The organism is Rhizobium metallidurans (assembly GCF_014196505.1).
Classification (GTDB): Bacteria; Pseudomonadota; Alphaproteobacteria; order Rhizobiales; family Rhizobiaceae; genus Rhizobium; species Rhizobium metallidurans.
This window is the reverse complement of record NZ_JACIDW010000005.1, coordinates 124,979-140,694: the sequence shown is the minus strand read 5'-3', so window position 1 is coordinate 140,694 and position 15,716 is coordinate 124,979. Positions and strand designations below refer to the sequence as shown.

General features: G+C 61.0%; 18 protein-coding genes. 1 reads left to right on the top strand and 17 read right to left on the bottom strand.

Annotated features, from left to right (window positions below):
- Nucleotide 1 precedes the first annotated feature (1 nt).
- The 6 genes from GGQ67_RS11290 to GGQ67_RS11265 all read right to left on the bottom strand — a co-directional run bounded on the left by GGQ67_RS11290 (nt 2) and on the right by GGQ67_RS11265 (nt 6,518).
- A complete protein-coding gene (locus tag GGQ67_RS11290) occupies nt 2–1,261 on the bottom strand; it encodes a MotB family protein (RefSeq protein WP_183900264.1) in 1,260 nt (419 codons plus the stop codon).
- Nucleotides 1,258–1,890, bottom strand: coding sequence for a hypothetical protein (locus GGQ67_RS11285; protein WP_183900263.1), 633 nt, complete (start codon nt 1,888–1,890; stop codon nt 1,258–1,260). The genes GGQ67_RS11290 and GGQ67_RS11285 overlap by 4 nt, the downstream gene beginning before the upstream one ends.
- A 158-nt stretch (nt 1,891–2,048) precedes the next feature.
- Complete coding sequence (locus tag GGQ67_RS11280) at nt 2,049–3,014, bottom strand: flagellin N-terminal helical domain-containing protein (protein WP_183900262.1); 966 nt, start codon at nt 3,012–3,014, stop codon at nt 2,049–2,051.
- Between the two features lie 287 nt (nt 3,015–3,301).
- Nucleotides 3,302–4,210 carry a flagellin N-terminal helical domain-containing protein gene (locus GGQ67_RS11275; RefSeq protein ID WP_183900261.1) on the bottom strand — a complete coding sequence of 303 codons (909 nt, stop codon included), beginning with the start codon at nt 4,208–4,210 and terminating at the stop codon, nt 3,302–3,304.
- A 258-nt stretch (nt 4,211–4,468) separates the two neighbouring features.
- Nucleotides 4,469–5,353, bottom strand: a complete 885-nt coding sequence (locus tag GGQ67_RS11270) for a flagellin N-terminal helical domain-containing protein (protein ID WP_183900260.1) — start codon at nt 5,351–5,353, stop codon at nt 4,469–4,471.
- Nucleotides 5,354–5,627: 274 nt separating this feature from the next.
- On the bottom strand, nt 5,628–6,518 hold the full coding sequence (locus GGQ67_RS11265) for a flagellin N-terminal helical domain-containing protein (protein ID WP_183900259.1): 891 nt from the start codon (nt 6,516–6,518) through the stop codon (nt 5,628–5,630).
- A gap of 378 nt (nt 6,519–6,896) precedes the next feature.
- On the opposite strand from GGQ67_RS11265, the gene GGQ67_RS11260 reads away from it, so the two are divergent.
- Nucleotides 6,897–8,804, top strand: a complete 1,908-nt coding sequence (locus tag GGQ67_RS11260) for an O-linked N-acetylglucosamine transferase family protein (RefSeq protein ID WP_183900258.1) — start codon at nt 6,897–6,899, stop codon at nt 8,802–8,804.
- Between the two features lie 107 nt (nt 8,805–8,911).
- Here the strand turns inward: GGQ67_RS11260 and fliP are convergent, their stop codons facing one another.
- The 11 genes from fliP to GGQ67_RS11205 all read right to left on the bottom strand — a co-directional run bounded on the left by fliP (nt 8,912) and on the right by GGQ67_RS11205 (nt 15,704).
- Nucleotides 8,912–9,649, bottom strand: a complete 738-nt coding sequence (gene fliP, locus GGQ67_RS11255) for a flagellar type III secretion system pore protein FliP (protein ID WP_183900257.1) — start codon at nt 9,647–9,649, stop codon at nt 8,912–8,914.
- A complete protein-coding gene (locus GGQ67_RS11250) occupies nt 9,646–10,149 on the bottom strand; it encodes a flagellar basal body-associated FliL family protein (RefSeq protein ID WP_183900256.1) in 504 nt (167 codons plus the stop codon). Before GGQ67_RS11250 ends, fliP begins: the two co-directional genes overlap by 4 nt.
- An 11-nt stretch (nt 10,150–10,160) precedes the next feature.
- Nucleotides 10,161–10,880, bottom strand: coding sequence for a flagellar basal body L-ring protein FlgH (flgH, locus tag GGQ67_RS11245; protein WP_183900255.1), 720 nt, complete (start codon nt 10,878–10,880; stop codon nt 10,161–10,163).
- Nucleotides 10,877–11,425 carry a MotE family protein gene (locus tag GGQ67_RS11240; RefSeq protein WP_183900254.1) on the bottom strand — a complete coding sequence of 183 codons (549 nt, stop codon included), beginning with the start codon at nt 11,423–11,425 and terminating at the stop codon, nt 10,877–10,879. The genes flgH and GGQ67_RS11240 overlap by 4 nt, the downstream gene beginning before the upstream one ends.
- Nucleotides 11,422–12,543 (bottom strand): flagellar basal body P-ring protein FlgI, encoded by a 1,122-nt coding sequence (locus GGQ67_RS11235; RefSeq protein WP_183900253.1) that lies wholly within the window; start codon nt 12,541–12,543, stop codon nt 11,422–11,424. The genes GGQ67_RS11240 and GGQ67_RS11235 overlap by 4 nt, the downstream gene beginning before the upstream one ends.
- Entirely contained in the window at nt 12,540–13,025 is a 486-nt protein-coding gene (gene flgA, locus GGQ67_RS11230) for a flagellar basal body P-ring formation chaperone FlgA (RefSeq protein WP_183900252.1), read from the bottom strand. Before flgA ends, GGQ67_RS11235 begins: the two co-directional genes overlap by 4 nt.
- Nucleotides 13,026–13,042: 17 nt before the next feature.
- Nucleotides 13,043–13,831 (bottom strand): flagellar basal-body rod protein FlgG, encoded by a 789-nt coding sequence (gene flgG / locus GGQ67_RS11225; protein ID WP_183900251.1) that lies wholly within the window; start codon nt 13,829–13,831, stop codon nt 13,043–13,045.
- A gap of 20 nt (nt 13,832–13,851) precedes the next feature.
- Nucleotides 13,852–14,178, bottom strand: coding sequence for a flagellar hook-basal body complex protein FliE (fliE, locus tag GGQ67_RS11220; protein ID WP_183900250.1), 327 nt, complete (start codon nt 14,176–14,178; stop codon nt 13,852–13,854).
- Nucleotides 14,178–14,594, bottom strand: a complete 417-nt coding sequence (flgC, locus tag GGQ67_RS11215) for a flagellar basal body rod protein FlgC (protein ID WP_183900249.1) — start codon at nt 14,592–14,594, stop codon at nt 14,178–14,180. The genes fliE and flgC overlap by 1 nt, the downstream gene beginning before the upstream one ends.
- A gap of 4 nt (nt 14,595–14,598) precedes the next feature.
- Nucleotides 14,599–14,991, bottom strand: a complete 393-nt coding sequence (gene flgB / locus GGQ67_RS11210; RefSeq protein ID WP_183900248.1) for a flagellar basal body rod protein FlgB — start codon at nt 14,989–14,991, stop codon at nt 14,599–14,601.
- A 167-nt stretch (nt 14,992–15,158) separates the two neighbouring features.
- The gene (locus tag GGQ67_RS11205) at nt 15,159–15,704 is read right to left on the bottom strand and encodes a flagellar protein (protein ID WP_183900247.1); all 546 of its coding nucleotides are present in this window, start codon (nt 15,702–15,704) and stop codon (nt 15,159–15,161) included.
- Nucleotides 15,705–15,716 lie beyond the last annotated feature (12 nt).

Here is a 15,716-nt window from a genome sequence, read left to right as displayed (position 1 = left end):
ATTACCCCTCATCGGCCTGGAGGAGAATTTCGATACGCCGGTTGGAGGCGTTGTACGGATCGGCGGTGTCCTTGAGCCTGCGATCGGCGAAGCCTGAAACCTGGGAGACGCGCTTCTCGTCGAGGCCGCCGCGCACCATCATGTAATAGGCGGCCTGGGCGCGATCCATCGAAAGGCGCCAGTTCCCGTTTTCGCCCTTGTACTGACGACCGTCGGTGTGGCCACGGATCGCCACGACGCCGTTCTTCGCCTTGAGCACCTCGCCGATCTTCTGCATCGCAAGGACCATCTCCTTGCGCGGCACGGCGGAACCGACGTTGAACATCGAATCGTCGCTCTGGTCGGAGATGCTGACCAGCAGGCCACCCTCCGCCGGCGTCACCGTCAGCCCTTCCGCGAGCTTGCCCGCGACACCGCCGATCTGCTTGGCGATCTCCTGCTGGAGTTCCTTGGCTTGCTGTTCCTGCTCGACTGCCTTTTCCGCCGGCGTCTGCGTCAGCGGCGCTACGCCATCCTTGTCGGCGGTCTTGTCACTGGTCTTGTCGCTGGCCTTGGCGGTCGCCTCGGGGGGCTGCGCGACGACGGGCTGGGTGTCGACCTGCTGCGCCTTGGCGTCTTCCGCCTTGGCGAGTTCGATCGCCTGCTTGGCCGGATCGTCGGGCTGGGTCTTGTCCGCGCGCGTCACTTCTATCTGCTTCGTCCAGAAGTCGGGATCGAAGGGATCGCGGTAGGCCTCGCCGCCATCGGCGCCGGTTGCGGGGCCGGAATCGGCCGCACCGCCCTCGCCCTTGGCGCTGACATTGGCCTGCTGGCCAACCTCCTGGGCGATTTCGGCCAGAACCGAATAGGGGTTCTCGAAGAAATCCGCTTCGGAATAGTTCTGCTGGTCGCCCGATGTCGAGGTCTGATCCTCGCCGCTGGCCGCCGCAGCGCCCTGGTTCGGCTGGTCCTGCTTTTCCTTCGACTTGTCGGCCTTCTCCTGCCCGTCAGCCTGCTCGACCGGCTTCTTCAAGCCTTTTTCCGTGGGTTTCTCGTCCGACAGCTTGATCGGGTTGAAATAGGTGGCGACGGAGGCCTTGGTCTCCTCGTTGGCGGCATTGACCAGCCACATGACGAGAAAGAACGCCATCAACGCGGTCATGAAGTCGGCATAGGCGATTTTCCAGGCGCCACCATGGGCGCCGTCGTGATCGCCACCACCATGTCGCTTGACGATGATGATCTCGTTCTTGCCGTGGTGGTGATTTTCGCTGTCGCTCATTCCAGAACTTTCTTGACGCTCGCCGCCCAGGCAGACATGCGGGTTACGAGTACCGAGTCATCAAACTCGGCGATCAAATCGATATCGTCGCTCTCGTGATGGCGCAGAACTGCTGCCTTTTCGCCGAGTTCGTTCTTCAAGATATTGAAAAGCGTTTCGGGACCCTTGACCGTGATCGTTCCGGTCTCTCCCTCCAGAACGGCATCGCGCAGCTGGGCCGCCAGCTCGACGGCTGCCTTTTCGGCCAGCGCCTCGGTCAAGACGGGAGCCAGCGTTCGCGCGACCGTAGCGCTTACGAGATCCGCGACCGTCCTGGAGATCACGTCTATCCTTGAGGCGACAAGCTCGGCGATCTCGGTCTCGTATCTGTTGCGAAGCTCTTCGATCTCGCGTTGGTGAACAAGCGCGACCGTCTGCGCCTCGGCCTCGAACTTCTCGGTAAGCTCGGCGGTCGCCTTTGCTTCGCCGATCGCGTTGGCGTCGCGGCGCTCGGCCTCGATATCGACGACAGGCTCGGAGACAATGTCGTCGAAGCCGCCGAAATCATCGGAAAACGAAGTTTCAGCTACGGCAGGTGCGATGACGGCGGGTTCGCCGAAGTCTTTCAGACGAGACAGCAGCGCGCTCACTCAACCCACCTCTTATCAGCAGAAGCCTGCGACATGCCGCGCCTCACATTGCACCAAACAAATCCTTGGCGCGGTTTCTCACCACGCCTGTTGTTTCCGACCGTAGGAGGCCAAACTTGTGCGAAGATGAATGGCCGCCACCGACGGCGATCTTACGATCACTGCAACAGGAGAAGGACCTTGCTGGCGGCGGTATTGAGGATGGAGACCGCCTGCACGCCCATCTTCTGCTGCGTCTCCAATGCCTTCTGGCGCACGGACGCCTCGTCCATGTCCGTATCGACAAGCGCGCCGACATTCTTCTTGATCACGTCCGCCATGTCGGCGGTGTAATCGATGCGGTCATTGATGCGGGCGCTCATGATGCCGAGACCGGCGGCGGTCGTGGTCAGCGTCGACAGGAGGTTATCGACCACGGCCATCATGTCATCGACCTGCTCCGACGTGGTGTTGCTGTCGAGCTTGATTTCGTCCCCTTCGGCGCCGGTGATCGATCCCGCATTGATCAGATAGTAATTGCGCGGCGCGGTCGAACCGGTCGGGTTCAAGGTGCTGGCATCGACGGTCTTGGTCAGCAGGCCGCGATCGGCTTTGTTGGTATCGATCATGACCGTCTGGTCGGCCGGGAAGCTGATGTTCTGCGGCTGGTATTCGCCCGTGGGCGCCCGGGTGAAGCCGCCGATGACCGAACGTGACGTGGTCAGCGTGGGATCCTGGTTGAACAGCCAGTTCTCGCCGGCGATGCTCGTCGCCTGAACCGTCGTCTGCATCTGCTGCTTGAGCTGATCCAGCGTGGTGTTGAGCTTTTCCTTGTCGACGCCGACTTCCTTGGCGCTGACAAGCGTTGCGCGGATGCTGCTCAACTGATCGATGAGGCCATCCATCGCCGTGTAGGCGGTATCGACCTTCGAGGCGCCGACGCCGAGCGCGTCGTTGATGTTGGCCATGGAGCTACCGTCGGAGCGCAGAACGCTGGCGAAGGACCAGTAGGTCGCGTCGTCCGCCGCCGTCTCCACGCGTTTGCCCGATGATACCTGCTGCTGGGTCGTCGCTGCTTCGTTGTTGATGATCCGCAATGCGGCGAGAGCGTTTACCTGTGCGGAGCTGGTGATTCGATAGGTCATTTTTGGAGCTCTATGGTAGAGGAAAGGATAGACCGGATCGCCGGCAGCGACAGGCTTGGCTTCATGCCGCCAACCGGATTTTCCCGATCGGCTCGTCGCTCAACAAATCAATTCTTAAGAGAAGGTAACCAAGGGATACAGCCAGCGCAAGTAGCCGACAAACGGTCCGGCAAGCCTCGCGCAACCTTGATTCTCTTTTCAAAAACAAAGAGAAAGCCGCGTCTTTCGAGACGGCTTTCAATGCTTTGGCAGTGTATTTCGCGGCGTTTTCCACGCCTGCGGACCGCTTAGTTCTGGAACAGCGTGAGCACGTTCTGGGCGCTCGAGTTGGCGATCGACAGCGACTGGATGGCCAGCTGCTGCTGGGTCTGCAGCGCGGTCAGCTTGCTCGATTCCTCTTCCATGTTCGCATCGACCAGACGGCCCACGCCCGAATCGATCGAGTCGCTGAGGTTGGACACGAATGTGTCCTGCAGATCGATGCGGGTCGAGATCGAACCAAGTTGCGATGCTGCCTTGGTCAGCGCGCTCAACCCGGCTTCGACGTTGCTGAGCGTGGTGTTCAGGTCCGTGACGCTCAGCTGCGAGATATCCATGTTGTAGATGGAGCCGTAGGTGCCGTACTCGGTGCCGATGATGCCGGTGGTGGTGTCCAGTTCACCGCTTACCTGCATGCCGAAGAGAACGTTGCCGTCGGGATTGTCGTCGAGATTGTAGTCGGTGGTCTGGACCGAAACCTCGCCGTTCGCGCCGCGAACGAAGGAGGAGACGACGCTCTTCGTGCCGTTGCCGGCAACCCAGTTCTCGCCTGAGAACGACGCCGACTGCGCGACGCTGAGGAGCTGCTGCTGAAGCTGCTGGATTTCGTTCTGGATCTTCGTCTTGTCGACGCCGTTTTCGGTGGCCGCGACCACCTTGGCCTTGATCTCGCTGACGATGTTGATGGCGTTGTCCATGGCGGCATATGCGGTATCGACCTTGGCGGCACCCAAGCCGAGCGCGTCGGAGACAGCCGAAAGAGCCTTGTTGTCCGAGCGCATCGTGGTCGCGATCGACCAGTAGGCGGCATTGTCCTTGGCTTCGGCGACGCGATATCCCGAGGACACATTGCCCTGCGTCGTCTCGAGATTGGTGTTGATGCCGCGCAGTGTCTGAAGCGCGGCCATCGCCGCGACGTTGGTCAAAATGCTTGTCATGAAAAGAGCGCCCCTTGTCGGCAAATTCTAAAAAAGGGACATCCCGATCTACCGCGGGAACGGTTCATCAGCCTCATGCCTGCTAACCGCTTCTTAAGCTTGGTTAACATACCGTTTAATGATCGCCACAAGACATGAGTTTGGTTAACAAAAAGTTAACGCCAACAAAAAAGCCGCGCTCGGGGAGCGCGGCCTTCGAAAACCATCCGCCGAAGCGGCGGGGTATTCCCGTGCTGGCGCCTGGCGGCGCCGGCGATCTTAGCGGAACAGCGAGAGGATGTTCTGCGAGGAGGAGTTCGCGATCGACAGCGACTGAACAGCGAGCTGCTGCTGGGTCTGCAGAGCCGAAAGCTTGCTGGATTCCTCTTCCATGTTGGCGTCGACGAGACGGCCAACGCCGGAATTGATCGAGTCGCTGAGCTTGGAGACGAAGTCCGTCTGCAGGTCGATACCCTTCTGCAGCGAGCCAAGCTTGGAGCCGAGCGAGGTCATGCTCTTCAGAGCGCTTTCAGTGTCGGTGATCAGCTGATCGATCGTGCCCTTGGTGTCGGTCGTGGCGATCGAGAATTCGGCAATCGCTGCGTTGGATGCCGTACCGGTGCGGTCCAGGATGCCCGACGCCGTGTCGCTGAAGAGAAGATCGTCGGCCTGGGCGGAGTAGCCCGAAGTGCTGACGCTGACGCCACCGGCGGTGCGGATGAAGGACGAAACGACCGACATCGTCTTGGCTTCGGCGTTGGAAACCCAGTTTTCGCCGTTGAACGACGCAGAGGCGGAGATGCTCTTCAGCTGCTGCTGCAGCTGCTTGATTTCGTCGTTGATCTTAGCCTTGTCAACGCCGTCTTCGGTGGCGGCAACGAGCTTGGCCTTGATCTCGGATACGACGTCGATCGAGCTCTGAACGGCGGTGTAGGCCGTGTCGACCTTGGCGGCACCCATGCCGAGTGCGTCGGAAACAGCCGAAAGTGCGCTGTTGTCGGACTTCATGGTCGTTGCGATCGACCAGTAAGCGGCGTTGTCGGCAGCCTTGCCAACGCGCAAACCAGACGACACAGCGCTCTGGGTGTCCGAGAGGTTGTTGTTCACGCTGCGCAGCGTCTGCAGCGCTGCCATTGCGGAATTGTTCGTCAGAATGCTGGTCATTTAAAAAGCCCCTTTTCGGCAATTTTTCATACGAAGGGACATTCCGGATTCTTACCGGAAACGGCGGTCAGCGTCATGCCTGTTGACCGTGCGTGTGCTGATCAACTCACCGTTTCGATGAACCCATATGACCGCAACATGGTTAAGAAATACTAAAGCCAGCGAGAGGAAATTTAAGAAATACCCGGCACTTAAGGCGAGCCAGGCGCAGGCACGAAAAAATGCGGCCGGGCATTGCCCGGCCGCACCGATTTCCGATTTTCGCTTCGCGCTCTTAGCGGAAGAGCGACAGGATGTTCTGCGAGGAGGAGTTCGCGATCGACAGCGACTGGATGGCCAGCTGCTGCTGCGTCTGCAGAGCCGAAAGCTTGCTGGACTCTTCTTCCATGTTGGCGTCGACGAGACGGCCAACGCCGGAGTTGATCGAGTCGCTGAGCTTGGAGACGAAGTCGCTCTGGAGGTCGATGCCCTTCTGCAGCGAGCCGAGCTTGGAGCCGAGCGAGGTCATGCTCTTCAGCGCGGTTTCAGCGTCGGAGATCAGGCCGTCGATGGCACCCTTGGTGTCGCCAGCGGTGATCGAGAAGGTAGAGAGCGAGGCAGTGATGGTGCCCGTGCCGTCGCGGTCCAGGATACCCGTGGCGTTGGCGAACAGGTAGTCGTCAGCGGTCGAGGTGTAGCCAGCCGTCGAGACGCTGACGCCGCCAGCGGTGCGGATGAAGGAGGAAACAACCGACATGGTCTTGCCTGCCGCGCCAGTGGTGGAAACCCAGTTTTCGCCGTTGAACGAAGCCGAGGACGCAATGCTCGTCAGCTGCTGCTGCAGCTGCTTGATTTCGTCGTTGATCTTGCCCTTGTCAACGCCGTCTTCGGTGGCGGCAACGAGCTTGGCCTTGATCTCGGATACGACGTCGATCGAGCTCTGAACGGCGGTGTAGGCCGTGTCGACCTTGGCGGCACCCATGCCGAGCGCGTCGGAAACAGCCGAAAGTGCGCTGTTGTCGGACTTCATGGTCGTTGCGATCGACCAGTAAGCGGCGTTGTCGGCAGCCTTGCCAACGCGCAGACCAGACGACACAGCAGCCTGCGTGTCGGAAAGGTTGTTGTTCACGCTACGCAGCGTCTGAAGCGCTGCCATTGCGGAGTTGTTGGTGTTGATGCTTGTCATGGATACGTCCCCGAAATTCGATACCAATGGAGGACATTACCGGACTTATGTACCGGCAATGACGGTTCGGCTTCATGCCACTTGGTCATTCTGCATTGGGACCAAACCCGTCATGTCGAGGATGACTTTCGCAGCAAAACCTTGCGGACTAATTAATGTCGCCTCGGCATTTTCCAAACGAATCCAAATGGTTAACTACTAGTTAAATCGGATCACAAAAAGTTTAACGCCATCTGCCGGCTCGGTCGCGGCGATCGTCTCTTCCTGCCTGAGGCAAGGTTCGCGTGCCATTCTGCGTCACAATGGCCTCATTGGGTCCGCGCCGAACCGGCCCACGGAACCCTGTGCGCCGCGTAAAGAACTGAACGAGGTTTGATCGTGAATCGTGTGGTTTCGTTTGCCGCAGCATCAAAAGACTACCAGAGCGGGCGCTATACCAAGTCGCTCGAGACACTGAATGCGTTGCTCGAGACACAGCAGGACGCGAAGACCTACGCCTTGCTGGCCCGCACGCTGTCGCAGCTGGGAATGAAGGCCGATGCGGCGATGGCCTTCGCGGTGGCCGGCGAAAAGGCGGGCCAGAGCGGGGCGGAATTCTCCCGCAAGGCGGCGCTTCTGTACTTCGAAGTCGGCAACCATGACGAGGCGATCAGGCTCGGCCTGCGCTATATGCTCAACCAGAGCCTCGACGCCGAACTCGCCTTCGCGCTTGCCTCGATCTACAAAAAGCGCGGTCAGGACGAGCTGCTCAGTCCTTTCGTCAAGGTTCTCGCGGAAAGCAGCAACACCGAACACACCTTGCTTGCAATCAGGCTGCTCAAGAACGATCCCAACGATGAAGCCCAGGCCTTGCTGATCCGCAACCTGTTCAAGCGCTACCCCAAGCTGGTGCCGCTGCGCTTCCTGTATCTGATGTTCGCCAGACATGTCTGCGATCTGACCGGCATCAAGCTTCACAAGCAGATCATCGACGAGTTGATCGCGAGCGGCGAGACCTCGTTCCTGCATCACGAGAGCGAGTTCTACAATCTGCAATGGTGCGGGGACGAAGCGCTCAATCGCATGACGTCGAGCATGAACAAGGCGGTGACGGCGGAGCAGACGATCGCGCGCAGGACGAGGCCCCACCGGTGGGCGGACAAGATCCGCGTCGGCTACCTTTCCAACGATCTCTTCGAGCAGCACGCGACCATGAAGCTGATGGGCCGTGTCCTGGAGCTGCACGACCGGGACCGCTTCGAGATCACGCTCTACTGCCACTCGCGCGCTTCAAACCTGGAACACAATACTTTCGACCGGAGCCTCTGGGGCCGGGTCGTCGAGGTGGGCAACCTCAGCGACGAGGCGATGGCTGAGCGCATGAGGGCCGACCAGATCGATATTCTGGTCGATCTCAAGGGACCGACATACGAGACGCGCTATCACGTTCTCAACAACGGCCCGGCGCCGATCCAGATTTCCTGGCTCGGCTTTCCGGGCAGCGCGACGAACACCGATGTCGACTACGTCATCGGCGACAAGTTCGTGCTCCCCGACACCTCGAAGCCGCATTACCACGAAAAGTTCATCCGCCTGCCGGACAGTTACCAGCCGAACGATCCTTTCCACCGGCCGACGCCCGGCTTCGTGGAACGTGGCGAATTCGGACTGCCCGACGACAAGTTCGTATTTGCCTCGTTCAACGCCAGCCGCAAGATCACGCCCGAAACGGTCGATGTCTGGTGCAACGTGCTTCGCCGGGCGCCGAACAGCGTGCTGTGGATGATGGCGGTGTCGAAGCAGACGGAAGCCAATCTCCGCGACTACTTCAAAAGCCGGGGGATCCCCGCCAAGCGTCTCGTCTTCTGCGGGCACGCGGATTATCACAGCCATATCGACAGGCAGCAGGCGGCCGATCTCGCGCTCGATACCTGGCCCTATAACGGCCACACCACGACGTCGGAGCAGCTGTGGGGCGGCCTGCCGGTTCTGACGCTGAAGGGCACCAATTTCGCCTCACGCGTGACCGAGAGCCTGCTGAACGCGATCGGGTTGCCCCAACTGGTGGCCAACGATGCGCAGGCCTACGAGGACATGGCCGTCGCTCTCTACGAGAACCCCGCGCGGATCGCCGACTTCAAGCAGACGATCGAAGAGAACAAGATGATCAAGCCGCTGTTCGACGCGGAACGCTTCTGCCACCACCTCGAGACGGCCTACGAGATGACTGTCGCGCGCGCCAAGAAGGGGCTGGAGCCCGATCACCTCGACGTGCCCGCCCTGCCCGCCAGAACCATGCCGTTCTGACCCGGGCCGCGACAGGCCGCGACCCCAGAAACAAACGAAGAAGCCGGCGGATCGATCGCCGGCTTCTTCGTTCTTGACTGATGGTACTTCCGTCCGCGTGTCGCGCGTCAGTTGAAGGATCGAACCAGACTGCCGACCAGCAGGTTCCAGCCGTCGATCAGGACGAAGAACAGAACCTTGAACGGCAGCGAGATCAATGTCGGCGGCAGCATCATCATGCCCATGGCCATGGTGATGGTCGCGACGATCAGGTCGATGACGAGGAAGGGAAGAACGACAAGGAAGCCGATTTCAAAGCCGCGCCGGATCTCCGAGATCATGAAGGCCGGAACGAGGACGCGATAGTCGATCTTCTCGCCGGCATCGACCGTCTGGCCGCGCTCACGGGCGAGATCGACGAAGAGCTTCAAATCCTTTTCGCGGGTGTTGCGCGTCATGAAGGCGCGGAACGGCTCGGCAACGCGCTCGACCGCCTGCTGCTCGTTGATCTGGTTCGCCAGCAGCGGCTGGACACCATCGCGCCACGCCTGATCGAAGGTCGGTTGCATGACGTAGAACGTCATGAACAGCGACAGCGACAGCAAGATCATGTTCGAGGGGGCGGAAGCGAGGCCGAGGCCTGTCCGGAGAATGGAGAAAGCGATGACGAAGCGCGGGAAGCTCGTCACCATCATCAGGATGCCGGGCGCAACCGAGAGAACGGTCAGAAGACCGAAGGTGCGAATGATCCATGCCGCGACCGAGCCGTCCACCGGCAGGTTGAGCAGGTTCGACGGGAGCTGCTGCGCATGCGCCAGCTCCGGGACCGCCATCATGGCAGCCAAGATCACTAGGAATCGAATCATTCGATGACGAAGGTCCTGAACATGACTTTCGATACGCGTCCCTGCGCCCGAAGGTCAACACGCTCCTGGATGTCATCCCTAAGATATTCAAAGCCGCGAGGGCCCTCGATCTGCTGCAGCGACACTGTCCGGATATAGGCCAGGATGTCCTGGTTGATCTCCTCGGCCAGCTTGACGTCGGGCTTCTCGGAAAACAGCAGCGCCACTTCGAGGCGAACCCAGTTTTCCGAGGGGTAGGCCAGGTTCGACGTGATCGGTTCCAGCTGAACGACGTTGTTGGCTTCCGTCGAGATTTTCTGCAATCCCGCCTCGGCCGGCTTTGCCGCCGCCGCGGTTGCCTGCTCGGCCTGCTTCGCGGATTTCACGCCCGGTGCGATCATGCCGCCGACGACCCAGCCACCGCCACCGCCAAGGAGGGTCAGGACGGCGAGGCCGATGATCGTCATCATCGTCGCCGACTTCTTCTTCGACTGGCCCTCGGTGCCTTCTGCGTCTGCCATTTTACCGGACCTTAGAGCGGTGAAAGAATGTCGACGGCCTGCTGGCCGCGCGGGGGCTGCTGCACTTCCATCAGGCGACCGCGGCCGCCGTAGGAGATGCGCGCTTCGGCGATCCTGTCGTAGGAAATCTCGTTTTCGGCGGTGACGTCCTGCGGACGCACGATACCGGCGACGTTGAGGATACGCAGTTCCTGGTTCAGCCGCACCTCCTGCGAGCCGCTGACGACCAGGTTGCCGTTCTCGAGGATGCCGGTCACGACCGCCGCGACCATCAGGTTCAGCTTGTCGGTGCGCTCGATCTTGCCCTTGCCGTCCGTGCTCGTATCGGAACCGTAGGTGACGTCGGTCTTCGACGACGGGTTCCAGCCGAGAATGTTGGCCTGCGCGTCCCAGTTCAGGCCGCTGCTATTGGTACGGCTGCGGTTCGTATTGTTTTCGAACGAGCCCTTGTCGTTGATCGAGATATTGACTGTCAGGATGTCGCCGACGTTGAGCGCGCGCGCGTCCTTGAACAGCGTCGCCTGAGAGTCGCTCCAGAGCGAATAGCCCTGCGCGACCTGGCGCGGCTGCTTCGGATACATCGACATCTGCTGCGTCTGGCCATAGGCGAGACCGCTGCCGATCGGGCTCATGGCCGGCGCGCGGCCGATCTCCTTGATCGCCTGCGGAGACTGGCAGCCGGCGGCCAGAACGGCCACGGCGGCGATCGCGAGCGGGAAACGCTTCTTCATGAGGGATCCTTCGAGGTATTGGGGTCGGACGCGCTGGCGATGATGTTGGCGATGACCGCGGCCTTCTGCGGTTCCATCTCGTTCAGGATCAGGCTCGACTGCGTGGCGTTCAACCGCATGATCACGGCGGCCGCCACTTCGACCTTCACTTCCTGAAGCTGCTGCGCGGCGGCATCCGGCTTCATTTTCTTATAGATATCCGTCAGGCCTGCTTCCGCCTGCTTCAGAAAGTCGTCGCGGCGCTTCAACCAGTCCTGATACTCGTCGCGCCGCTTCGTCATCTCGGCGATGCGGCTGTCGACATCGGCCCTGAGCTTGTCGAGCTCCTGCTTCTGCAGCAGGTAGCGCTGGTCGCGCGCGGGGTCGGCGATGTTGCTGCAGAACTGCTTGATTTCCTCCTCGGAGGTCAGCTCGCCGCCCGCCGAGGTGCGGGCTTCCTGGGCGAAGGCGCCGGGGATGGTCAGCATGACGACGGCCGCCGCCGGCAGGATCAACCGCCGCGTCAGTTCCGACACCGTCATGTTCGCGAGAGAGATAGCCGTCATTGCAGGACAAGCTCCGCTTGCAGCGCGCCGGCCGACTTGATGCCCTGCAGAATGGCGATGATGCCATCCGGCTTGACGCCGATGTTGTTGAGGCCGGCCACCAGCGTCTTCAGGTCAGGCCCGTCGAGCAGCGCGACATTGCCGCCGGTCTGCTGGGCGATGATATCCGTTTGCGGCTGGACCGCGGTGACGCCACGCGAGAAGGGCTCCGGCTGAATGACCTGAGGCGTCTCGGTGACCTGCACGGTGAGTGTGCCATAGCTGACGGCGACCGGGGAGACGCGAACGTCCGCGCCGATGACGATCGTTCCCGTGCGTTCGTTGATCACGACCTTGGCCGGCGTGTCGGTTGCGACAGCGAGATTTTCGATATCGGCCATCAGACGCGTGAGGTCGGCTTCGCGGGGCTTCTGGACGATGACTTCCTGCGCATCCTTCGCCTCCGCGACGGGGCCGCCGAAGCGTACGCGCGCATAACCATTGACCACGTCGGCGATGCGCACGGCGGTGGAGAAATCCGGGTTGCGCAACTGCAGGACGAGATTGACCGAGTCCTTGAAACGCGACGGCAGTTCACGCTCGATGATGGCGCCGCTCGGCACGCGGCCCGCTGTCGTGACGCCTTCGGTCACGGTCGAGGCCTGACCCTGCGCGGTAAAGCCGGAGACGACCACCGAGCCCTGGGCGACGGCGTAGATCTGGCCATCGGCGCCTGATAATGACGTCATGATCAGCGTTCCGCCGCGCAGCGACGTGGCGTCGCCCAGCGAGCTGACGTTGACGTCGAGGCGGCTGCCGGGGCTTGCGAAAGGCGGCAGGTTGGCGGTGACCATGACGGCGGCGGTGTTCTTGGCATTCGACTGCCCGCCCTGGGTGGAAATCCCGAGGTTTTGCAGCATGGCGCGCATCGACTGCTCGGTGAACGGCGATGAACGGAAACCATCGCCGGTCCCCTGGAGACCGACGATGAGGCCGTAGCCGATGAGCTGGTTGTCGCGACCCGCCTGCAGCGAGGCAATGTCCTTGATGCGCGAGTTCAGCGCCGAGGCCGGCGTGACGGCCAGGACGTTTGGCGCGAGCAGCGCAAGTGCTATGAAAAGACGAGACAGGATCTTCATTTTGCAGCCACGTGTATGGTGCCGTTCGCGAGCACGGTGCCGCTGACGATCACTCCGGAGTCCATGTTGCGGACGCGGACCAGCTGGCCGGTCATGCCGTCTTCAAGCGGCGAGCCGGCGGCGGAGATCGCCATCGGCCCGACGGTGAAGATCAGGCGGATGGAGGAGCCGCGCGTCACGGTGTAGGGCTCGCGCAAAGCGGAGATGGAAATCGACTGGCCGGGAAGCAGCGTGCGCTTGGAAATCATGCCGTCCACCTGCCCGATGGTCTTGGCGTAGTCTCCCTGCAGGTTGGGGTTTGTGACCTCGACTTCCTGCAATTGCGCGCTGGATATCGTTTCGCCGGGATAGATGATGGTGGTCGGAATGACGGCGTACCCCAGGTCGGCGGCGGCATAGGCCGACGGCGCCGCAAGGGTGATGGCCGCGATGACCGCGGCTTTCGCCCATCCACGAAGATGTTCTACCCGGCAAAACGTCATGTTTCGGCCCTTCCCTGTTACTTCAGGTTCTTGCTGACGATGGAGGCCATTTCGTCGGCGGTGGTGATGACTTTCGAGTTCATTTCGTAAGCGCGCTGCGCCGAGATCAGCTCGGTGATTTCCTTCACCGGATCGACGTTGGACGATTCCAGGTAGCTCTGCTTGAGGTAACCGTAGCCCGGATCGTCGGGCGTACCGACGACCGGCTGACCGGAAGCCGGCGTTTCCTGGAAGAGGTTGTCGCCGAGCGGCTTGAGACCCGCTTCGTTGACGAAATCGGCGATCTGCAGCTGGCCGAGCGTGGTGGGCGCCGTGGCCCCCGGCAGCACCGCGGTCACTTCGCCGGAGCGGCTGATGGTGAGCTCCTTCGAACCGACGGGAATGGTGATGTTCGGCGCAACGGTGTAACCGTCGATGGTCACGATCTGGCCGGTCTCGTTCTTGTTGAACGCGCCGGCGCGGGTGTAGAGCGTCGTCCCGTCTGGAGCCTGGATCTGGAAGAAGCCGCGACCGACCAGTGCCACGTCGAGATCGTTGCCGGTCTGGGAGAGCTCGCCCTGCATGTGCAGGTTGCGGACAGCGGACGTCTGTACACCGAGACCGATGTTGGCGCCTTCAGGCACGATTGCCTGGTTAGCGCGGTTGGAAACGCCCTGCGCGCGCTCAGTCTGGTAGAGCAGGTCCGTGAATTCCGCGCGGGCGCGCTTGAAGCCTGTCGTGTTGATGTTCGCGATGTTGTTCGCGATAACTTCAAGGTTGGTCTGCTGGGCATCCATGCCCGTTGCTGCGATGGCAAGCGCTCTCATGGCTCAATCCTCAAAATCAACTACATCTGCATCTTGGTCACTTCGAGGAAGGCGGAAACGACCTTGTCTCGAATGGCAATGGCGGTCTGAAGGGTCTGTTGCGCCTGCATCACGGCGTCGACGACTTCGCGCGTCGTCGCGGTACCGTTGATGCCCTGGAACGACATGTTTTCCGCGCCCTTGATCGAATTGACGGCGTTGGTGGCCGCATTGCCAAGGACGGATGCGAAGCTGGCGTCGTTGGTGGCGCTCTGCGCCGACGACGAGGCCTGGGATTTGCCGAGATCGACGCCGCTGAGATCGCGCGTGATCGACAGGGAGCTGAGGCTGTTTATGCTGTTAATCATTATTGGCTCTTCAGAAGGTCGATCGTCGACGAAACGAGATCGCGCGTTTGCTTGATAACCTGCAGGTTGGCGTCATAGGAGCGGTTGGCCTCGCGCATGTCGGCCATCTCGACCAGCATGTTGACGTTGGGCAACTTCACCACGCCCCTGGCGTCGGCCGCCGGGTTGTTCGGATCGTATTCGGTGCTGAACTTCGATTCGTCGACGCCGAGCTTCTTGACGCCGACCGTCGCCAAGCCGTTGGCGCGATCCATGGCCTCGCCGAAGGTGATGGTCTTGCGACGATAAGGATCGGAGCCGGGCGTATCACCCGTCGAGCGGGAGTTGGCGATGTTTTCGGAGACGATGCGAAGACGCGTCGATTGCGCCTCGAGGCCCGAAGATGCGATTTTGGAAGCGGCTGACAAAGGATCCATGGTATTAGCTCTTCACCGTCATAAGCATCATTCGATTGAAAGACCCCACCAGCGAGGTGTTCAGCTCATACTGGCGCTTGATTTCGCCGGACTTGGAGAGCTCCTTGGCCAGACCGACCGTATTGCCCGATTCCTGCACACCCATTTCCTGATTCAAGTCGGCATCCCTGACGTTGATGTCGTTCTTGGTGTTCAGATTGTTGCCGCTCAGATGCGCGGCATTGGTGCGCGCCATCGTGATGTCCGAACGGTCGAGAACGGCCTGAAACGGGGTGATGTCCTGGGCGCGATACTTTGGTGTGTTCGCGTTCGCGATGTTGCCGGCAACGACTTCCTGACGAATGGTCAGCCATTCCGCCTGCCGCGAGGCCAAGTCGAACAGTTGAATCGGTTGCATGGAACTCTCCTTCTTACTGAGCCGAACCTAGGCGGGTAATCTTGCGTCAGACTTACGGAGAATGCGTTCTTGCTCCCTAAGAGCAGGCTTGGATCGCGCGGAACGAAAAAGGCCCCACCGCGGCGCGGAGGAGCCTTGAAAAACTGGGCTTGGGGGCAGCCGACGCGTCAGTAGACCTCGCCCTTGGAGGTCACGATGACCCACTTTCCGTCGCGCTGTTCCAGTGCGGCAAGACGGCTTTCATCCGGCAGGATGGAGCCAATACGAACAACGTACATGCCAGACGTGGCCTCGATCAGCGCTCTGCCGTTCGCGACATACAGGAGGCGGAAAGGGGACTTTCCGGGCAAGGGCTGATCTTCCAGCGGAGCGCCGCGGTCGTCCTCCTTGCCGATCGACGAAACCGTCGCCGTCGTCAACGGGTCGACGGGAATGTCGGGCTTGGTTTCCGGAGGGTTCTTATTCGCCATCGCCAGCGGCGAGACGCTGAAAACGTTGCGCGCGGGCCAGTCCGGCAGATCGCGCGTGCGGTCGCCCGCGGCGACATCGATGCCGAACTTGCTTTCGTTGAAGAACACGTACCACGGAAAGATCGCCGATGCGCCGGCGAGCAGCAGGCCGATGATCGTCAGCGCGCGATCGTTGAAGGTCGATCTGCGACCGCCCTGCGGCGCCAGCGGGGGAATCTTTTCGTCGTCGTCGAAATCGGTCACGTGGTTTCTTTC

Coding starts and splice junctions, on each gene's coding strand:
- GGQ67_RS11290 (WP_183900264.1), bottom strand. CDS start 1,261: ATGAGCGACAGCGAAAATCACCACCACGGCAAGAACGAGATCATCATC.
- GGQ67_RS11280 (WP_183900262.1), bottom strand. CDS start 3,014: ATGACCTATCGAATCACCAGCTCCGCACAGGTAAACGCTCTCGCCGCA.
- GGQ67_RS11275 (WP_183900261.1), bottom strand. CDS start 4,210: ATGACAAGCATTTTGACCAACGTCGCGGCGATGGCCGCGCTTCAGACA.
- GGQ67_RS11270 (WP_183900260.1), bottom strand. CDS start 5,353: ATGACCAGCATTCTGACGAACAATTCCGCAATGGCAGCGCTGCAGACG.
- GGQ67_RS11265 (WP_183900259.1), bottom strand. CDS start 6,518: ATGACAAGCATCAACACCAACAACTCCGCAATGGCAGCGCTTCAGACG.
- fliP (WP_183900257.1), bottom strand. CDS start 9,649: ATGATTCGATTCCTAGTGATCTTGGCTGCCATGATGGCGGTCCCGGAG.
- GGQ67_RS11250 (WP_183900256.1), bottom strand. CDS start 10,149: ATGGCAGACGCAGAAGGCACCGAGGGCCAGTCGAAGAAGAAGTCGGCG.
- flgH (WP_183900255.1), bottom strand. CDS start 10,880: ATGAAGAAGCGTTTCCCGCTCGCGATCGCCGCCGTGGCCGTTCTGGCC.
- GGQ67_RS11240 (WP_183900254.1), bottom strand. CDS start 11,425: ATGACGGCTATCTCTCTCGCGAACATGACGGTGTCGGAACTGACGCGG.
- GGQ67_RS11235 (WP_183900253.1), bottom strand. CDS start 12,543: ATGAAGATCCTGTCTCGTCTTTTCATAGCACTTGCGCTGCTCGCGCCA.
- flgA (WP_183900252.1), bottom strand. CDS start 13,025: ATGACGTTTTGCCGGGTAGAACATCTTCGTGGATGGGCGAAAGCCGCG.
- flgG (WP_183900251.1), bottom strand. CDS start 13,831: ATGAGAGCGCTTGCCATCGCAGCAACGGGCATGGATGCCCAGCAGACC.
- fliE (WP_183900250.1), bottom strand. CDS start 14,178: ATGATTAACAGCATAAACAGCCTCAGCTCCCTGTCGATCACGCGCGAT.
- flgC (WP_183900249.1), bottom strand. CDS start 14,594: ATGGATCCTTTGTCAGCCGCTTCCAAAATCGCATCTTCGGGCCTCGAG.
- flgB (WP_183900248.1), bottom strand. CDS start 14,991: ATGCAACCGATTCAACTGTTCGACTTGGCCTCGCGGCAGGCGGAATGG.